Here is a 16,953-nt window from a genome sequence, read left to right on the forward strand (position 1 = left end):
CTTCGTGAAGCCGACGATCTAAGCTGCCAGCAACTGCGCCATGCGCGCACGAATGTCGTCATCGGGCTCCTCGCGCTCCGCTTGCGACAGCAGCGCGAGCGCGCCGTCGGGCCAATGCACGCGGTCCCAGGCCGCCAGCGCACGCAGCGCCATGTTGCGGTTGCGGATGACCGGACTGCGCAAGCCCGCCGCGACCAGCGGCCAACCCTGGCCCGGGAACTCCCCGAGCGACTGCAGGATGAAGTCCAGTGCCATGTGCTGCCGGTACTCCGGCCCTAGCCCCGGCGCATCGGATGGGCCGGTGGCGATCGCGCGCAAGTCGATCTGCGCCTCGGCCAGCGCGATGACCCGCTCCACGCGCGCAGGATCGCCCGTGCGCATCAAGTCGAACCAGTGTTCGCCCCGGCCGTCGCGCTGCCGTGCGAAGTGCGTTTCCCACGTGTCCATCCCCATGCGTTGCGCGGCCGTGCTGGCCACCCAGAATGCGGCCCGATCGTCCTCATCCAGCGCCGCGAGCGCCATGCCTGGCCAATGCGGCGCGGACAGGATCGACGCGGCCGCGTCGCGCACGCGCCGTCGATGCTCGGGCGTCCATCCCTTGGCTTCCAGTGGCGCCCAGGTCCGGTCGGCGCTATCCACGGACTCGGCGATGTCTGAGACGGCGAGGTAGCTGGTCAGCGGCGGCGCAGCGCGCGTGGCCGCGTGCGCGAGGTAGTGCTGCACCACCTGCGCGCCATCGTCATAGTCGCTGATGTCCTCGGCCGGGCCGCCGCGCAGCAGGGCCTGGATCAGCTCCCCAGCGCCATCGAGCAAGGGTGCGTCGACGGCGTCGGCCTGCAGCGCCGGCAAGAGCCCGCCGCCGGTCGCGCACGCATGAGCGAGGTACTCGTGCATGACCGAGTTCTTGTACCCCTCCCGCAGCAACCAGGCCTTGAGGTCGGGCCGGGTCGATCCGGCCAGACGTTCCACGAGATGGATGCGGCCCCAGCCGTCCACGCGACGAGCCAGGGACCACAGCGCTTCCTCCCGCTCTGGCTGCGCCAAGGAGTTGCCGAGCGCAACGGCGGCATACAGCGTGAACTCGTCATGCAAGCCCAGCCGCAGGAGCAGCTCGGTGTCCTGCGGTGGGCGGAACAGTCCGAGCAGGGCGATGCCCATCTTGACTGGCGCACGATCGGGGCTCTCGCGCGCCAGCCACTGCGCGAAGGCATGAAGCCTCGAGGCATCCAGTGTCCTCGAGGTGCGCACGGCGTCCAGCAGTGGATCGGCCAGGCTCAGCACATCGCCTTCGTTCACGAGGTCGTAGAAGTCCTTCACATGCTCCGGCGTGGGCGTGTGTGATGTGGCTTCGAGCATGTGCAGCGCCTTGTCCAAGGACGTCGCCTCGGAGGCTTGCACGTGGCGGCCGAACACGCCGTCCAGGGCGCCGGCGGCCCAGCGCAGCTTCGAGCCGCTGCGGCTGACCAGCACATCCTCGTCGGGAAGCGATGACGCAGCTTGCGGCAGGCTCCCATCAGGCTCCAGCGGGAAGCTCACAAGGTAGCCGAACAGACTGGGCCGGTCATCGGCCCACGGCGCGGGAATTCCGTTCACCATCATCGGCGCCGACGGGGCGCCGCACGCCCGAGCAGGCGCTTCAACCACTCCACAGGTTTCTCCCTCTATCTCCTGATCGCCGAATTGTCGATCAGTGGAACCTCAGGCCCCGCGGCGCAGCCGAACCTCCATGCGGTTCCGTGCGGGAGTCGGCCATGCCGGGCCGTCGCCGACGTTCAACGTCTCCCTTCTGGCGAACTCAACCGGGCTCAATCTCCCACTCACTGGCGTCCAACTTTTCCAGAGTGGCCACGGTTGCACGCTGAAGCTCTCCGAGGCGCATGTCGGACAACCGCCCTTCGACCATGGCTTGCACAGACCATGCGTCTTCCTTGAACCTCACTGTGAGTCCGTCGACCTGGGTCAGGAAGACGTTGTGCTCAGCGCCTTGCTCTGGCGCGGTCGCCGCGGGCTCCAGTCGGTACAACGCGTCGAGTGCATCGAAGTCCGGTGCTTCGGCGTGCTTCCAGTGGCTCTGGAGGCTCAGAGATGGATGGTCGTGATTCCAGCGCTCTTGCCGCGTGTCCCACAGGCGATTGCGCCTACGGTCCTTTCTGACCATCGTCCAACGCTGCCAATCCAGCGTCGTCAATCGTGTCCACACGCCCGTAGCGGTATTCAGCGACCAGGCATCGATGTTCTCTTGCATGGTGCGCTCATTCCCGAGCCACAGCTCGCCGCCGCGCACCACGATGGTCCCTCCGTCCTCTGCCAGTTGCGCCATGTGCCCATGGATCCATCCCGGTGCCTCACCGCTCGTTGCGACAGGCCCGATGATCATCGTGTCGGTTTGGAGCCGGAAGACGGGAGTCGATCCAACCGTTCGTTGATGTCGATACCCGAGGCAACCAATGATGAAGATGGCGCCGCCTACCAGCGTGGCGCTGTGAAAGTCGGTAGGGGGAAAGACGTCCGGTGAATAGCCGTTGATCGCAATGGAACCATCGCGATCAATGACGACGACATCGTTGTAGATGTGGAAGTCTGCATCGTAGTAGTCCTCGTGCTCGCCGCCGACGTGCACGACCCGTCCATCCTGCAGCGTCGTCTCACTCTTGCCGAAGCGATCGAAGCACCACACGGGTCCGGCATGGGACGACGAAGGACCTTGCATCACGGCGTTCGCGCTGTAGCCGGAATGACGCGTTCGGACGAGCCAATGCCAGAGCGGGTTGTCGAGACGAACCGGACCCCCGGTCACCACACGCGGCGAACGCCAGGCCAGGAACTCCTCATTGCCGATCGCCGGCGGGGGTTCCTTCTTGCGCTCTGTGTCGGCCGCTTCTTCTGCTGCCTCCGCGGCCCATTCATCTTCCGAGTCTTCGTCATTCATACGGGCTCCTGCGACCTCGGAGCGGCCGCAACGGCGCATTGACGCTGTTTCGCCTGATGGTAGTGCGTCTGCTTTCAGCACTCAGCGGTCGTTCAGTGCCCGAGCTCGAGCGGCAACAGTCAGTCTTGCCTCGCCTGTCGGCCGGCGAAAGATTCGGTTAGTTCTTCAGCCGGTACCCGGTGCGCACCATCCAGCTCACCACTGCCACACACGCAATGAGGAGCAGGATGGTGGCACCCAGGCTCCAGCCCACACCCACATCGGCGGTGTCCACGAAGGTCCAGCGGAAGCCGTCGATCAGGTAGACCACCGGATTGAAAAGCGTCACCGTGCGCCACAGCGGTGGCAGCATGTCGATGGAGTAGAACGCACCGCCCAGGAAGGTGAGCGGCGTGATCACGAGCATCGGGATCAGCTGCAACTGCTCGAAGCCCTTTGCCCAGATGCCGATGATGAAACCGAAGAGGCTGAAGGTGACGCACGTCAGCAGCAGGAAAACCACCATCCATGCCGGGTGCGCGATGTGCAGCGGCACGAACAAGGCCGCCGTGAGCAGAATCACGAGGCCGAGCACGATCGACTTGGTGGCCGCCGCGCCCACGTAGGCGATCACCATCTCCAACGAGGAGATGGGCGCCGACAGCAGCTCGTAGATGGTGCCGGTGAAGCGAGGGAAGTAGATGCCGAACGACGCGTTCGACAGGCTCTGCGTGAAGACGGACAGCATGATCAGCCCAGGCACGATGAAGGCGCCGTACTCCACACCGTTGACCTTCTGCATGCGCTCGCCGATGGCTGCGCCGAAAACCACGAAGTACAGCGAGGTGGTGATGACCGGCGTAACGAGGCTCTGTCCCACGGTACGCAGGAAGCGGGCCATCTCGAAGCGGTAGATGGCCCACACCCCGTAGCGATTGAAAGCAGCGATGGCGGTGCTCATGCGGCGGCGCCCTGCTGGCGCTCGTCGCGCGATGTGTCATGAACCAGGCTCACGAAGATCTCCTCCAGCGAACTCTGCTGCGTGTTCACGTCCTTGAAGCCAATGCCAAGTTCGCCCAGACGGCGCAGCAGAGGGGCCACGCCGGCACCGGCATCGCCGGCGTCGAACTCTCGCTGCAGCGTATGGCCGCCCGGCTTGAGCAGGAGGTTCCACGACGCGAGCTCTGCCGGCACCTCCAACAGCGGATGGTCCAACTCGATGGTGAGCTGCTTCTTGCCGAGCTTCTTCATCAGCGTGGCCTTCTCCTCCACAAGGATGAGCTCACCCTTGCTGATCACGCCCACGCGGTCGGCCATTTCCTCAGCTTCGTCGATGTAGTGGGTGGTGAGGATGATGGTGACGCCGCCCTCGCGCAGCCGGCGCACCATCTCCCACATGTCGCGGCGCAGCTCCACGTCCACGCCGGCCGTGGGCTCGTCGAGGAAGAGGATCTCCGGCTCGTGCGACAGCGCCTTCGCGATCATCACCCTGCGCTTCATGCCGCCCGACAGCGCCATGATCTTTTCGTGTCGCTTGTCCCAGAGCGACAGGGCGCGCAACACTTTCTCCACGTGCGCGGGGTCCGGCGGCCGGCCGAAGAGGCCGCGACTGAAGCTGACCGTCGCCCAAACGCTCTCGAAGGCGTCTGTCGCGAGCTCCTGAGGTACAAGGCCGATCTTGCTGCGGGTGATGCGGTAGTCACGCACGATGTCGTGCCCGGCCACCCTCACTTCGCCACCGCTGGCGGTGACGATGCCGCAGACGATGGAGATCAGCGTGGTCTTGCCTGCGCCGTTGGGGCCGAGCAGCGCGAAGATCTCCCCGCGGCGAATGTCGAGGTCCACGCGCTTGAGCGCCTTGAAACCGCTGGCGTATGTCTTCGAGAGGCGGGTGATGGAGACCGCGTGAGCGCTGTCGGGAGAAGTCGGCATGGGCGGGCGTCCTTCTTGGAAAGGCGCGCATGGTAGGGCAAGTCCATGACCTTGTTTGCACGCGGATGGAACTCTTCCGGCCGCTGACGCACGTTGATCCGTCACCGAGTCTTTCGAGGAGTGCCGTCGCCAGGTCGTCGCAGATTCCGTAGCGGTCGGCAATCTCTTGTCGCGAGGCGACGGACTTCACACGCCTGCGGTGCTCGTGATGGTGGTCGGCTGAAGCCGGGAAGACCCTCTTCAGTCCGCCTTTGCCGTCGGAGGGCTCGCCCGCAGCGGTTGCGGGCGGTGGCCTCCGGCAGGCGTACTCACGCTGACCAGCGCCAAGCCGTCACTGGGCCGCACGAGAGGCGCGCGCTTGAATGGCGGGTTCCATGACAGCGGCGACTATCCGGACTTGCGCATGCCCTTCAGCGCGGCAGTGATACCACGCTGGAGCAGTGACCAGTCCAAACGCTGGCCTGCAGCGTCGTATACCCGCCGACGTGCGGCGGGCGTCGAGGCGGCGTGCCTTTGGCGCATCGGCCATCAGCGGTGCGCCAGCGTGGCCGCGTTCGGGATGCCTTGGATCGGCGCCTCGTCCGTGCCGACGGTCTCGCGCGTGATCGCCTCGACGCGCCTGCGCGTGCCTTCAGGGTCGTTCACCCACTGACCGTAGAACTCATACGGGCACGCGGCCATGCCCTGATCGCCCTCGCGCGAGTTGATCAGCCCGGTGTAGCCGCGGTGCAGCAGCTTGAACAGGTGGTTCTCGCTCTGGCCGTTGCGGCGGAAGTCGCGGATCAGGCTCTTGGACAGCGCCGCGTACTGAATGCCCATCTCCTCCTCGCCGCACTCGCCCAGCGTGCGCCCGTCGAAGCCGATGAGCGCGCTGTGGCCGAAGTACGAGTACACGCCGTCGAAGCCCGATGCGTTGGCGACCGCCACGTAGGTGTTGTTGGCGAAGGCCATCGCCTTGGAGATCAGGATCTGCTGCTCCTTCGCGGGGTACATGTAGCCCTGGCAGCGGATGATGAGCTCGGCGCCCTTCATCGCGCAGTCGCGCCAGATCTCCGGGTAGTTGCCGTCGTCGCAGATGATGAGGCTGATCTTCAGGCCCTTGGGCCCGTCGCTCACATAGGTGCGGTTGCCCGGATACCAGCCCTCGATCGGCACCCACGGCATGATCTTGCGGTACTTTTGGACGATCTCGCCCTGATCGTTCATCAGGATCAGCGTGTTGTAGGGCGCCTTGTTCGGGTGCTCCTCGTGGCGCTCGCCGGTGAGCGAGAACACGCCCCACACCTTGGCCTTGCGGCACGCGGCGGCGAAGATCTCGGTCTCTTCGCCGGGGACGGTTGCGGCGTTGTCGTACATCTCCTTGGCGTCGTACATGATGCCGTGCGTGCTGTACTCGGGGAAGACCACGAGGTCCATGCCCGGCAGACCGAGCTTCATGGATTCGACCATGCGCGCGATGTTCTTCGCGTTCGCGATCACCTCGGCCTTCGTGTGCAGCCGCGGCATCCTGTAGTTCACGACGGCGACGCCGACCGTGTCCTTGCTGCTCGAAATGTCGCCGTGGTGCATGCGGGTCTCCCGATCGATGAAGCAGTGATCGGAGCATTCTGCGAAGGGGTTACGGCGCGGCGAATACGTTGATTGACGTAGGGTACCGAGCCTGCCCAACAATCGGGCGCGCGACGCGACCATGCCGACCGACGCGCTGGTGCGCCTGCGCGACGTCATGCTCGAGACCCGCGCTGAGTCGCTCTTCGGCGGCGGCTGCCGATCCGGTTCAGTGGCTGATCATCCAGGGCCGCTTGCTCGGGAACGCCTTGCTGCCGTTGGCCCCGCGGACGGTCGCGCCGCGCCCCTTCGGCGACGAGCAGCAGCCGCAGCCGCTCGGGTGGCGCATGCGCCCGTAGGCGCCGGCGCCGTCGCCCGAACGGCGCGGCTCGTGCGTGGCACGTTCGTTCACCTCGATCGCGCTGCGGGTGTTGCCGTCCATGCACGCCAGCGCCGGCGCGCTGCCGTGGATGCGCGCCGACGGGGTCGCGCAGCGCGGGCACGGTGCCGGGTCGTTGCGTGCGGCGATCGAACGCAGCGCGTCGAATTCACCGCAGGCGGCACAGGCGTAGTCGTAGGTCGGCATCGCGCAGCCTCAGGCGAGATCGGGCGACAGCGGCATGTCGATCTTGCCGTCGATGTGTTTCACCGGGCCGGCCGCGCTCGGGTTGATGTCGAAGTCGAAGATCTGCGTCGGCAGCCACAGGGTGGCGCATGCGTTCGGGACGTCAACCACGCCGCTGATGTGGCCCTGCACCGGCGCCGTGCCGAGGATCGAGTAGGCCTGCGCCCCCGAGTAGCCGAACTTCTTCAGGTACTCGATCGCGTTGAGGCAGGCCTGGCGGTAGGCGATGTGCACGTCGAGGTAGTACTGCCTGCCCTGTTCGTCGACCGAGATCCCTTCGAAGATCAGGTAGTCGTTGTAGGTCGGCGTGATCGGACTGGGCTTGAAGATGGGGTTCCTGATGCCGTACTTCGCCATGCCGCCCTTGATCAGGCTCACGCGCATGTGCACCCAGCCGGCCATCTCGATCGCGCCGCAGAAGGTGATCTCGCCGTCGCCCTGGCTGAAGTGCAGGTCGCCCACCGAGAGGCCGGCGCCGTCGACGTACACCGGGAAGAAGATCTTCGACCCGCGCGAGAGATCCTTGATGTCGCAGTTGCCGCCGTGTTCGCGCGGCGGCACCGTACGCGCGCCTTCGGAGGCGACCTTCGCCGCGGCGTCGCCCTTGAGCTTGCCCAGATGGGCGGTCGGCGCGAACGGCGGGTTCGCGAGGCCGGGCACGCGCGTCGAGTCGGTCGCGATGAAGTCGATCTCGCGCTTGTTCCACATGTCGAGCATGGGCTTGTCGGGCAGGCAGCCGATGAGCCCAGGGTGGATGAGCCCCGCGAAGTTCACGCCGGGCACGTGACGCGAACTGGTGAACATGCCGTGGAAGTCCCAGATCGACTTCTGGGCCTGCGGAAAGTGGTCGGTAAGGAAGCCGCCGCCGTTCTTCTTGCTGAAGAAGCCATTGAAGCCCCACAGGCTGTCGGGCTTGGCGCCAATGTCGAGCAGGTCGACGACGAGCAGGTCGCCCGGCTCCGCGCCCTTCACGCCGACCGGGCCGCTGAGGTAGTGCACGGTCGACAGGTCGATGTCTCGCACGTCGTCGGCGCTGTCGTTGTTCTTGATGTAGCCGCCAGTCCAGTCGTAGGTCTCGAGCACGAATTCGTCGCCCGGCTTCACCCAGCAGGCCATCGGGATGTCGGGGTGCCAGCGGTTGTGCACCATCTCGTTGCTGGGCGCAGGCTTGCTCAGGTCGACCTTGATCAGGGTTTCGGGCATGTCGCTATCTCCTCGGGTGGAAGCGTGGAAACAAGGGAAGGAGTCAGACGGAGAGGTACTGCCTGATGCGGCCCACGTCGGTGTCGGCGCGCGTGGTCTCGTGCACGAGCCGGCCGCCTTCGATGACGAAGAGGCGGTCGGCCACGTCCATCGCGAAGCTCAGCACCTGCTCGGAGACGACGATCGTGATCTCGCGCAGCTTGCGGATCTCGTTGAGCGCCTTCGCGATGTCCTTGATGATCGAAGGCTGGATGCCTTCGGTGGGCTCGTCGAGCAACAGCACCTTGGGCTCGGTGACGAGCGCTCGGGCGATCGCGAGCTGCTGCTGCTGACCACCCGAGAGGTTGCCGCCCTTGCGGCGCTTCATGTCGAACAGCACCGGGAACAACGCGTAGATCTCGTCGGGAATGCGCCGCGTCTTCGAGTTCTCGAGGCCGGTCTGGATGTTCTCCTCGACGGTCAGCGTCGGGAAGATCATGCGGCCCTGCGGCACGTAGGCGATGCCCTTGGCGACGCGTCGAAAGCTCTCGTCCTTCGAGACGTCGTTGCCGGCCACTTCGATGTGCCCGCTCTTGAGTGGCAGCACGCCCATCAGGCTCTTGAACAGCGTGGTCTTGCCCATGCCGTTGCGGCCCATGACCGCGACGGTCTCGTTCTTCGCCACCTCGAACGAGATGCCGTGCAGCGCCTCGCTCTGGCCGTACGCGACGAACAGGTCGTTGACTTTGAGCATGTGGAGGTCTCCGGTTGGTGCGCGTTTCAGTGGCCGAGGTAGACGTCAATCACCTTCGGATCGGCCTGTACGCGTTCCATCGGCCCCTCGGCGAGGATCTTCCCCTGGTGCATCACGGTGACCTTGTGGGCGATCTTCTTGACGAAGTCCATGTCGTGTTCGATCACGATCACCGAGCGGCCCTTGCAGATACGTTGCAGCAGCTCGGCGGTAAGCTCGCGCTCGCGGGCGCTCATGCCCGCGATCGGCTCGTCGAGCATCAGCAGCTCAGGCTCCTGCATCAGCAGCATCCCGATCTCGAGCCACTGCTTCTGGCCGTGGCTGAGCAGGCCCGCCTCGGTGTCGAGCTTGTCGATCAGGCCGATGTCCTCGGCGATGACCCGCACCCGCGAACGCACTTCGTCGGTGCACTTGAACGCGAGCGCGCCCAGCACCGAGCGGCCCGACGGGAACGAGACCTCGAGGTTCTGGAACACGCTCAGGTTCTCGTAGATCGACGGCGTCTGGAACTTGCGGCCGATGCCCAGGCGCACGCGCTGGTGCTCGGCCATGCGCGTGAGCTCGGTGTTCTTGAACTTGATGCTGCCGGCGCTCGCCTTGGTCTTGCCGCAGATCAGGTCGAGCAGCGTCGTCTTGCCGGCGCCGTTCGGCCCGATGATCACGCGCAGCTCGTTCTTGTCGATGTACAGCGTCAACGCGTCGATCGCCTTGAAGCCGTCAAACGAGACGGTCAGGTCCTCGACGGCGAGTGCAAAGTCGGTGTTGCTCATCGTCGTGCCCCTTCAGGCCCGCTGGCCGCTGACGCCGCCGGGCAGCGGGGTGTCGGGGGAAGCGCCGGGCGCGCGCGCGGTTCTGACCAGCGGCTCGACTTGGCTCGGGATCGCGCTCGCCGAGGGCGCGGCGGGCGCAGCAGTCGAACGCTCGCGCCAGCGCTTCCAGCGCGGCACCACGTGGTGTTCCCACACGCCGGCCAGGCCCATCGGAAAGGCCATCGTGACGCCGATGAACAGCGCGGCCATCAGGAACAGCCACAGATCCGGGAAGCTCTCCGAGAAGTACGTCTTGCCGGCGTTGACGAGCAAGGTGCCGTACACGGCGCCGACCAGGCTCATGCGCCCGCCGACCGCCGCGAAGATCACCATCTCGATCGACGGCACGATGCCGACGAAGCTCGGCGACATGAAGCCCACCTGCAGCGAGAACAGTGCGCCGCCGATGCCCGAGAGCGCCGCCGCGAGGCAGAACGTGAAGACCTTGAAGTTCGCGACGTCGTAGCCGGAAAAGCGCACCCGGTCTTCCTTGTCGCGCATCGCGAGCAGCAACGTGCCGGCCTTGCCGGTCTGGATCCAGCGGCACAGGAGGATGCTGCCGATCAGCAGCGCGACGCAGACGTAGTAGAGAACGTACTTGGCGTGGTCGGTGCGCGTGTCCCAGCCGAGCAGCGTCTTCAGGTCGGTCATGCCGTTGACGCCGCCCGTGTAGCCCTGCTGGCCGATGATCAGCACCGTGAGGATCAGCGCGACCGCCTGCGTGATGATCGCGAAGTACACGCCGCCGACACGGCGCTTGAACATCGCGTAGCTGATGATCCAGGCGAGCAGCGTCGGCACCGCCACCACCGCGATCAGCGCGAGCGGGAAGTGCTTGAACGGTACCCAGAACGCCGGCAGCGCGGTGAGCTGGTTCCAGTCCATGAAGTCGGGAATGCCGGGGGTCGACTGGATCTTCGTGCTGACCGGATCGGACGCCTCGAGCTTCAGGAACATCGCCATCGCGTAGCCGCCGAGCCCGAAGAACACGCCCTGGCCGAGGCTCAGCACCCCGCCGTAGCCCCACACCATCACGAGGCCGATCGCGGCGAACGCGTAGGTGAGGTACTTGCCGATCAGGTTCAGGCGGAAGATGTCGAGCGCCAGCGGCAACACGACCGTGAGCAGGATCGCCAGCAGCAACACGCTGCCGAGCTGGTAACGCTTGAGCCAGGCTTGGACGAGATTCATGGAAGGCTGCTCCGGATGGCTATCGAAGGGGTCGGGCCGTTCATCGCCGCACCTTGCTCGCGAACAGCCCCTGCGGCCGCACCATCAGGATCAGCACGATCAGCGAGAGCGTCAGCACCTTGGCCATCGAGCCGGCCATGAAGAATTCGGTGATCGACTGCGTCTGCGCGATGCCGAACGCCGAGACGACGGTGCCCAGCAGGCTCGCCGCGCCCCCGAAGGTGACGACAAGGAAGGAGTCGACGATGTAGAGCGAGCCGGACGTCGGTCCGGTCGAGCCGATCGTCGTGAACGCGGCGCCCGCGATGCCGGCGACGCCGCAGCCGATCGCGAAGGTGAGCCGGTCGGTGCGCTTGGTGTCGATGCCGATCGCGTTGGCCATCACGCGGTTGCTCACCGTGGCGCGTACCCGCAGGCCCCAGCGGCTCTTGTTCAGCGCGATCAGCAGGCCGCCGGTGACGACGGTCGTCAGCGCAAGCACGAACAGGCCGTTGATCGGGATGTCGAGACCCGGGTGCGGCGCCCAGGAGCCGAGCAGCCAGTCGGGCAGCGTCGGGCTCACCTCCTTCGGGCCGATGAAGCTGCGGAAGGTCTGCTGCAGCGCGAGGCTGATGCCCCACGTCGCGAGCAGCGTGTCGAGCGGGCGCTTGTAGAGGTGGCGGATCATCGCCCACTCGACGATCCAGCCGCCGATGAACGCGAACACGAACGCGAGCACGATCGCGATCGGGAAGTAGTACGGCACCAGGCCGGGTGCGTGTTTCTCGGCGAGCGTCGAGCCGAGGTAGATGGTGTAGGCGCCGATCGTCATGAACTCGCCGTGCGCCATGTTGATGACGCCCATTTGTCCGAAGATGATCGCGAGCCCCAGGCCCATCAGCAGCAGCACCGCGAACAGGCTGAGCCCGGCGAAGCCCTGCATCAGGCCGATGTTCAGCATTTCGGAAAGACTCATCGCAACGCTCCGGAGGCGGTCGGCAAGGGGCGCCCCGCGCGCCCCGCAAGAGGCGCCGGTGACGACAACGGACGGGGACGGGGGCTTACTGGTAGCCGGCCGGGAACGGATCGGGCTTGATCAGCTGCGGCGACTCGGACACGACCTTGAACGTGGCGTCGGGCATGCCCATCGCGATGCGCGACTTGCTCCACAGGTGGTGGTTCGCGTCGAGCTTCACGTAGCCTTCGGGCGCTTCCTTCAGTTCGATGCCCGGCGAGGCGGCGACGATCTTGTCGACGTCGAAGCTCTTCGCGCGTTCGACGGCGGCCTTCCAGAGCCACGGACCGAGGTAGCCGGCCTGCGTCACGTCGCCGATCACGGCGTCCTTGCCGTACTTGCCCTTGAACGCGGCGACGAACTTCTTGTTGTTCTCGTTGTCCAGCGACTGGAAGTACTTCATCGACGAGAAGAAGCCGGCGAAGTTCTCGCCGCCGACGCCGGTCATCTCGTCCTCGGTGACGGACAGCGTCACGAGCAGCTGCTTGTCGCCGGTGATGCCCGCAGCCTTCAGCGCCTTGTAGAAGGCAACGTTCGAGCCGCCGACCACCGCCGCGTAGATGCAGTCGGGCTTCTGCACCTTGATCTTGTTCATCAGCGAGCCGAAGTTCGTGCTGCCCAGCGGGTAGTACTCCTCGCCGACGACCTTGCCCTTCTGGAAGTTCTCGATGTGCTTGCGCGCGATCTTCATCGAGGTGCGCGGCCAGATGTAGTCCGAGCCGATCAGGAAGAAGGTCTTGGCCTTCTTCTGGTCCTTCGCCCACTCGAGGCTGTAGAGGATCTGCTGGGTCGCTTCCTGCCCGGTGTAGAAGACGTTCTTCGACTGCTCCAGGCCTTCGTAGAAGGTCGGGTAGTACAGCAGCCCGTTCTCCTTCTCGAACACCGGCAGCACCGCCTTGCGCGAGGCGGAGGTCCAGCAGCCGAACACCGCGGCGCAGTGGTCGTTGATCAGCAGCTTCTTGGCCTTCTCCGCAAACGTCGGCCAGTCGGATGCGCCGTCTTCCTTGATCACCTTTATCTTGCGACCGAGCACGCCGCCCATCGCGTTGATCTGGTCGATCGCGAGCTGCTCGGCCTGGATCGAGCCTGTTTCGGAGATCGCCATCGTGCCCGTCGACGAGTGCAGCTGGCCCACCGTGACTTCGGTGTCCGTGATCGCCAACTTCGTCGTGTTGACCGAGCCGGTGGATTGGCCGAACGAGAAGTTCGCAGCACCGAGCAGGGGCACCGCAGCGGCACCCTGCAGCAGTCGACGGCGGCTCGTATCGGGCGATTGCGGATCGTTGTCGCGAGACATGGTGTGGTTCTCTCCGGATGAAATGGTCAAGCGTCGAACCGAGCCGCGCCGCCTCCGCAGAGGACCGCGCTTCGTCGGGCTGAAGAAATGGTGCGTGGGGGCGTGCGTGCGGCGAATACGTCAATCAACGTAGCGACGCGCGCCACCGGCGTCGGCGAGCCTTGCGCGCAAACCGGGATCGGTTCTTGCAACGCCCTGGATTTCGCGCCGTCGCGCGCCCCATGATCGTGCCCACGTGGTCAGCCAGCCGCTGAAGACGCCGCTCTTGAAGCCGCAGAAGATCTTCCACATCCGCCGCGACTACAACTCCTGGGTCGCGAACGAGTCGATGGAAGACTATGCGCTGCGCTACACGCCGCGCAGCTTTCGCAAGTGGAGCGAATGGCGTGTCGCGAACACAGCGTTCGGCGCCACCTCGTTCCTCGCGCTCGAGGCGATCGGCGGCGCGATAGCGCTCAGCTACGGCTTCACGAACGCGCTGTGGGCCATCCTCGTGGTGGGCCTTGTCACCTTCCTGACCGGGCTGCCGATCAGCTACTACGCCGCGAAGTACGGCGTCGACATGGATCTGCTGACCCGCGGTGCCGGCTTCGGCTACCTCGGATCGACGATCACCTCGCTGATCTACGCGAGCTTCACGTTCATCTTCTTCGCGCTCGAGGCGGCCATCCTCGCGCTCGCGCTGCAGATGTACTTCGGCTGGCCGCTTTCGGTCTGCTATCTGGTCGCGTCGCTCGGCGTAGTGCCGCTCGTGATGCACGGGATCACGCTGATCCAGCGTCTGCAGTGGTGGACGCAGCCTGTGTGGATGATCCTCTTCGTGCTGCCGTACCTCGCGGTGCTGATCAAGAAGCCCGACGCGTTCAGCGACTTCACGACGCTCGTGGGCGGCGTGTCGCACAGCAACGGCTTCGACGCGCTGATGTTCGGTGCCGCCGCGACGGTCGCGTTCTCGCTCGTCGTGCAGATCGGCGAGCAGGTCGACTACCTGCGCTTCCTGCCCGAGAAGACGACGGCGAACCGCGTGGGCTGGTGGACGGCCGTGCTGGTGGCCGGGCCCGGCTGGATCGTGCCGGGCATGCTGAAGATGCTCGGCGGCGCGTTTCTCGCCTTCCTTGCGCTGCAGCACGAGATCCCGGTCGACAACGCGATCGAGCCGACGCAGATGTACCTCGCCGGCTTCGGCTACCTGTTCGATTCGCCCGCCTGGGTGCTCGGCGCGACAACGCTGTTCGTCGTGGTGTCGCAGATCAAGATCAACCTCACAAACGCCTACGCCGGCTCGCTCGCCTGGTCGAACTTCTTCGCCCGGCTCACGCACAGCCACCCGGGCCGCGTGGTGTGGCTGGTGTTCAACGTGCTGATCGCGGTTCTGCTGATGACGCTGGGCGTGTTCGAGGCGCTGGAAGGCGTTCTCGGGCTCTACAGCAACGTCGCGATCGCGTGGGTCGGCGCGCTGGTCGCGGACCTGGTCATCAACAAGCCGCTCGGCTGGAGCCCGAAGCACATCGAGTTCAAGCGCGCACACCTGTACGACATCAATCCGGTCGGCCTCGGCGCGATGCTCGTCGCTGCCGGACTCGGCATGGCCGCCTACGCCGGCGCGCTGGGCGCGGCGGCGCGCGCATTCGCGCCCTTCATCGCGCTGCTGACGTCGATGGCGATCTCGCCTCTGCTCGCCTGGTGGACGAAAGGCCGCTTCTACGAGGCGCGCCCGAACCTCGCACCATGGAAGCCGGGAGAACTGGTCAAGTGCTCGGTGTGCACGAACGAGTTCGAGTCGGAAGACATGGCGCATTGCCCGGCCTACGACGCGCCGATCTGCTCGCTGTGCTGCACCCTCGAATCGCGCTGCCACGATCGCTGCAAGACCAGCTCGCGCGCCGCCGAGCAGGTGCGCACCGCGCTGACCTCGGTGCTGCCCGAGGCGGTCAGCAGCCGCGTGAATTTCCGGGTCGCCCACTACCTGGTCGCCGTGCTGTCGCTGATCGCGTTGTTCGCCGCAATCCTCGGGGTCGTCTACGAGCAGCACGCCGCGTTGCACGGCGCAGAGCGCGAGCTCCTGCGCGCGCCATTGCTGAAGGCCTTCGCCCTGCTGTCGCTGTGCGCGGCGGTCGGCGCGTGGTGGATGGTGCTCGGCAGCGAAAGCCGGCGCATGGCGGAGGACGAGTCGAGCCGGCAGAACGAGCTGCTGATGCGCGAGATCGAAGCGCACAAGCGCACCGACAGCGCGCTGCAGGCGGCCAAGGACCTGGCCGAGGCGGCGAACCAGGCGAAGACGCGCTACGTGACCGGCATGACGCACGAGCTGCGCACGCCCCTCAACGGCATCCTCGGCTACGCCCAAATCCTGCTGAAGGACGAGCAGATCCAGGGCTCGCGGCGTGCCGCGGTCGACACCATCCATCACAGCGGGGAACACCTGCACGGCCTGATCGACGGGCTGCTCGACCTGGCGCGCATCGAGGCCGGGAAGCTGCGGCTCGACATCGCACCGCTGCCGATGCGCGACTTCCTCGACGACGTGGTCCGCATGGTGGCACCGCAGGCGACGGCCAAGGGACTCGCGTTCGAGCTGCGCACGCAGGGCCGCGTGCCGACCTACGTGCGTGCGGATGCGCGCCGCCTGCGGCAGATTCTGATCAACCTGCTCGCCAACGCCGTGCGCTTCACCGACAGCGGCAGCGTGACGCTTCTGCTCGATCACACGCGCGAGGTGGCACGTTTCCACGTGATCGACACGGGCATCGGCATTGCCTCCCAGGACCTCGAGCGCATCTTCCTGCCGTTCGAGCGGGGCAGCGCCGGTCGTCGAAACGGCGAGCCCGGGACGGGGCTCGGCCTGACGATCACGCGGCTGCTGACGCAGCTGATGGGCGGCGAGATGACCGTGCGCAGCTCGCCGGGAGAAGGCAGCACGTTCACCGTGCGCCTCTACCTCAGCGAGACCGCCGAGCCAGGGCGGGCGCGCACGCCGCGCCATCGGCCGGTCAGCGGCTACATCGGGGCGCGCCGCAACCTGCTCGTCGTGGACGACCATCCGACCCAGCGCCAGATGCTCGCCGGCATGCTCCTGCCGCTCGGCTTCCGGGTGCTCGAGGCGGCCAGCGGGCGCGAGTGCCTGGAGAGCGTGCGCGACAGGCGCCCCGATGCCGTGCTGCTCGACATCTCGATGGACGACATGGACGGCTGGGAGACGCTGCGCCAACTGCGCGCGCACGGTTTCCACGACCTGCCGGTGATCATGGTGTCTGCCAACGCGTTCGAGAACCAGAGCGACCGCATCGCGGCGAGCGGCTGCCAGGGCTTCGTCGACAAGCCGGTGATCGAGTCGGAGCTTCTGGCCGTGCTGCAGCGCCACCTGGAGCTCGAATGGGTCGCCGAGCTGGCCGTGTCCGGCTGGACACCGCTTCCGACCGAACTACCGGTGAAAGCGCTCGCGGTCATCCCGACCCCGCACCTGCAGGCCCTGATGCAGCTGGCGCATCTCGGCCACGCACGCGGAGTACAGCGTGCGCTCGACGCACTCGTCGAAGAGGACAGCGCGCTCGAACCGCACGTCGCGGGGATGCGCGCACTGGCCACGCGCTTCGCGTGGGGCGAGCTGATCGAGTATCTGGCGAACGAGCTGCAGCGCGCCGACGACGCGACCGAGGCAGCCGCATGAGCCGCAGGGCCGACCCCGACGCGACCGTCCGAGCGCGACGCGACGT

General features: G+C 66.1%; 13 protein-coding genes. 1 reads left to right on the forward strand and 12 read right to left on the reverse strand.

Going from position 1 to position 16,953, the window contains the following annotated elements:
* Positions 1–18: 18 nt before the first annotated feature.
* From P7V53_RS22440 to urtA, 12 genes are all read right to left on the reverse strand, one after another.
* The gene (locus P7V53_RS22440) at positions 19–1,599 is read right to left on the reverse strand and encodes a hypothetical protein (RefSeq protein ID WP_280151734.1); all 1,581 of its coding nucleotides are present in this window, start codon (positions 1,597–1,599) and stop codon (positions 19–21) included.
* A 196-nt stretch (positions 1,600–1,795) separates the two neighbouring features.
* The gene (locus P7V53_RS22445) at positions 1,796–2,929 is read right to left on the reverse strand and encodes a hypothetical protein (RefSeq protein WP_280151735.1); all 1,134 of its coding nucleotides are present in this window, start codon (positions 2,927–2,929) and stop codon (positions 1,796–1,798) included.
* A 157-nt stretch (positions 2,930–3,086) separates the two neighbouring features.
* On the reverse strand, positions 3,087–3,869 hold the full coding sequence (locus P7V53_RS22450; RefSeq protein ID WP_280151736.1) for an ABC transporter permease: 783 nt from the start codon (positions 3,867–3,869) through the stop codon (positions 3,087–3,089).
* Positions 3,866–4,840 (reverse strand): ABC transporter ATP-binding protein, encoded by a 975-nt coding sequence (locus P7V53_RS22455; RefSeq protein ID WP_280151737.1) that lies wholly within the window; start codon positions 4,838–4,840, stop codon positions 3,866–3,868. The genes P7V53_RS22450 and P7V53_RS22455 overlap by 4 nt, the downstream gene beginning before the upstream one ends.
* A gap of 528 nt (positions 4,841–5,368) precedes the next feature.
* Complete coding sequence (locus P7V53_RS22460) at positions 5,369–6,409, reverse strand: aliphatic amidase (RefSeq protein WP_280151738.1); 1,041 nt, start codon at positions 6,407–6,409, stop codon at positions 5,369–5,371.
* A 208-nt stretch (positions 6,410–6,617) separates the two neighbouring features.
* On the reverse strand, positions 6,618–6,974 hold the full coding sequence (locus tag P7V53_RS22465; protein ID WP_280151739.1) for a zinc ribbon domain-containing protein: 357 nt from the start codon (positions 6,972–6,974) through the stop codon (positions 6,618–6,620).
* A gap of 9 nt (positions 6,975–6,983) precedes the next feature.
* Positions 6,984–8,216, reverse strand: a complete 1,233-nt coding sequence (fmdA, locus tag P7V53_RS22470; protein ID WP_280151740.1) for a formamidase — start codon at positions 8,214–8,216, stop codon at positions 6,984–6,986.
* Between the two features lie 43 nt (positions 8,217–8,259).
* Positions 8,260–8,949 (reverse strand): urea ABC transporter ATP-binding subunit UrtE, encoded by a 690-nt coding sequence (gene urtE / locus P7V53_RS22475; protein ID WP_280151741.1) that lies wholly within the window; start codon positions 8,947–8,949, stop codon positions 8,260–8,262.
* A 26-nt stretch (positions 8,950–8,975) separates the two neighbouring features.
* Positions 8,976–9,719 carry an urea ABC transporter ATP-binding protein UrtD gene (urtD, locus tag P7V53_RS22480; RefSeq protein WP_280151742.1) on the reverse strand — a complete coding sequence of 248 codons (744 nt, stop codon included), beginning with the start codon at positions 9,717–9,719 and terminating at the stop codon, positions 8,976–8,978.
* A 12-nt stretch (positions 9,720–9,731) separates the two neighbouring features.
* Positions 9,732–10,949, reverse strand: a complete 1,218-nt coding sequence (gene urtC, locus P7V53_RS22485) for an urea ABC transporter permease subunit UrtC (RefSeq protein WP_280151743.1) — start codon at positions 10,947–10,949, stop codon at positions 9,732–9,734.
* Between the two features lie 40 nt (positions 10,950–10,989).
* Positions 10,990–11,904 (reverse strand): urea ABC transporter permease subunit UrtB, encoded by a 915-nt coding sequence (urtB, locus tag P7V53_RS22490; protein WP_280151744.1) that lies wholly within the window; start codon positions 11,902–11,904, stop codon positions 10,990–10,992.
* A gap of 85 nt (positions 11,905–11,989) precedes the next feature.
* Positions 11,990–13,240: an urea ABC transporter substrate-binding protein gene (gene urtA, locus P7V53_RS22495; protein ID WP_280151745.1), complete on the reverse strand. Its 1,251-nt coding sequence runs from the start codon at positions 13,238–13,240 to the stop codon at positions 11,990–11,992.
* A 235-nt stretch (positions 13,241–13,475) separates the two neighbouring features.
* Between urtA and P7V53_RS22500 the strand changes: the two genes are divergently transcribed.
* Positions 13,476–16,907: an ATP-binding protein gene (locus tag P7V53_RS22500; RefSeq protein WP_280151746.1), complete on the forward strand. Its 3,432-nt coding sequence runs from the start codon at positions 13,476–13,478 to the stop codon at positions 16,905–16,907.
* Positions 16,908–16,953: the final 46 nt, after the last annotated feature.

It is taken from the genome of Piscinibacter sp. XHJ-5 (assembly GCF_029855045.1).
Classification (GTDB): domain Bacteria; phylum Pseudomonadota; class Gammaproteobacteria; order Burkholderiales; family Burkholderiaceae_C; genus Albitalea.